This window comes from Xenorhabdus lircayensis, from assembly GCF_016306625.1.
In the GTDB taxonomy this organism is placed as follows: domain Bacteria; phylum Pseudomonadota; class Gammaproteobacteria; order Enterobacterales; family Enterobacteriaceae; genus Xenorhabdus; species Xenorhabdus lircayensis.
The window spans coordinates 1-1,510 of record NZ_JACOII010000103.1 but is presented as its reverse complement, the minus strand read 5'-3'; the positions used below and the strand labels follow the sequence as shown (position 1 = coordinate 1,510).

General features: G+C 38.5%; 3 protein-coding genes. All 3 read right to left on the bottom strand.

Annotation, left to right across the window (positions count from 1 at the left end; translation table 11 throughout):
- Positions 1-14: 14 nt before the first annotated feature.
- Positions 15-389, bottom strand: coding sequence for a transposase (locus H8A87_RS19615; protein WP_198691552.1), 375 nt, complete (start codon positions 387-389; stop codon positions 15-17).
- 329 nt (positions 390-718) lie between these two features.
- Positions 719-955 carry a hypothetical protein gene (locus tag H8A87_RS19610; protein ID WP_198691551.1) on the bottom strand — a complete coding sequence of 79 codons (237 nt, stop codon included), beginning with the start codon at positions 953-955 and terminating at the stop codon, positions 719-721.
- A gap of 17 nt (positions 956-972) precedes the next feature.
- On the bottom strand, positions 973-1,510 hold a 538-nt coding region (locus tag H8A87_RS19605; protein WP_198691550.1), incomplete at its 5' end, for a glycohydrolase toxin TNT-related protein.

The following is a 1,510-nucleotide window of genomic DNA, read 5'->3' as shown; positions in this document are numbered from 1 at the left end:
CCAACTTTCGGGGGTCAGATCAAAGTGTGGTTGTTGTTTTCCTCCTCCATCAGCTCTTTCATAATTGAGCAGAAACTGAGGTTTTCGGGGACACAGACAATGCTATTGTATTCCTTTGGTTTTAACTCCATTGAAAACATGTCCTGACCATTTTCCAATAACCGTAGTTTATCCATTTTTTCAAGTTGGAAAAAAAGCAGATCATCGGCTGTTTTGATGATCATCTTCTCCACGCAGGATTTTCCTTTGGCTGACCCCGTATAATAAAGTTCATGTATCGGTTTATATTCTTCAGGGAAATCATCACTCAATGGACCCAGTAAATAGCTGCGCATCTCTTCTCTTTTTTTGATCATCTTGTCATAAATATATTGATATACCGTTATCATTTTATTCCTTGTTGGTTGTCAAAGTGACAATATCACCTTTATAGCTATGCTATGAGAATAACACTTAGCCGGAAGATCACGGAAATTTTTCCGGCTTTGTGTATTAACAATAGTGAAAATAAATGTCACTAATTAATTTTCCATAGTGAAAGGAAAAGGGCTCTTAACTTTTTTGATTGTTCAATAGAGTCCATACATTACCTCAAAAGCCAATGCTTCTAATACCTTGACGTCATCTATTTTCCAAGGTTTAAACTCAGTATATGGGAACTGATAGGGATTATTATAAAAAGCCGGAAGATCACGGGGATCTTTACCGGCTTTGTATTTTATCCATACATTCTTTTTATATCAGAAACATACTTCCAGAAACGTTCGCATGCATCTTCTTCTTTTTCAAATGATTCTACCCAACTACGCGCGCCTCTTTCTGCATGATAGACAAGCCAATATTCATCTTCATAAGTGAGACAAATTTTATCATCGGGAGCCCCCCCCTCAAGTGAGTAGTAAGATGATGAGACTTTATTTTCCTTTAAACGTGTTCTCAGCTCTTCTTTATTCATTGATATACCTAATTAATTTAAAATGGTACGGGTTTACCTTTCACTGTCACTGAGACTTTTTCTAATGAACCATCTGCTATTAATTCATTAACCTTTTTAGGCAAATCGTACTGTATTCCTCGTCCCGGATAACCAAACCAAGGAGCGATCTCCCCTGCATCAGCAGTTATCGGCTTTTTAACGACAAAAACAGAATAAGGTCTGCCATCACTCCCCGGTTTTAATGCTCTAGAGCTGTATGGAATGCCTTCCGGTGCCACGAAAGTACCATAATCAGTACCGTATCTATCTAACTTATTACCTGGTTGAATAGTGTATTTTTCAAATTTACCGTCGTAGAACCCTCGATTTGGTGGCCATTCTTTATACCACATGAAATCTTTAAAATTAGAGGATTCTCTGGCTGCCTTACTTGCCGCTATATTGTCAAGAACATATTGCTTATCAACTTTCGATGTTCCACTCAACCCATATGGGTCGATCCATCCAGTAGGGTTATACACATACCCATACGGGTTTGCCCCACCGACCAACCCTATCGGGTCTTCGGGATTA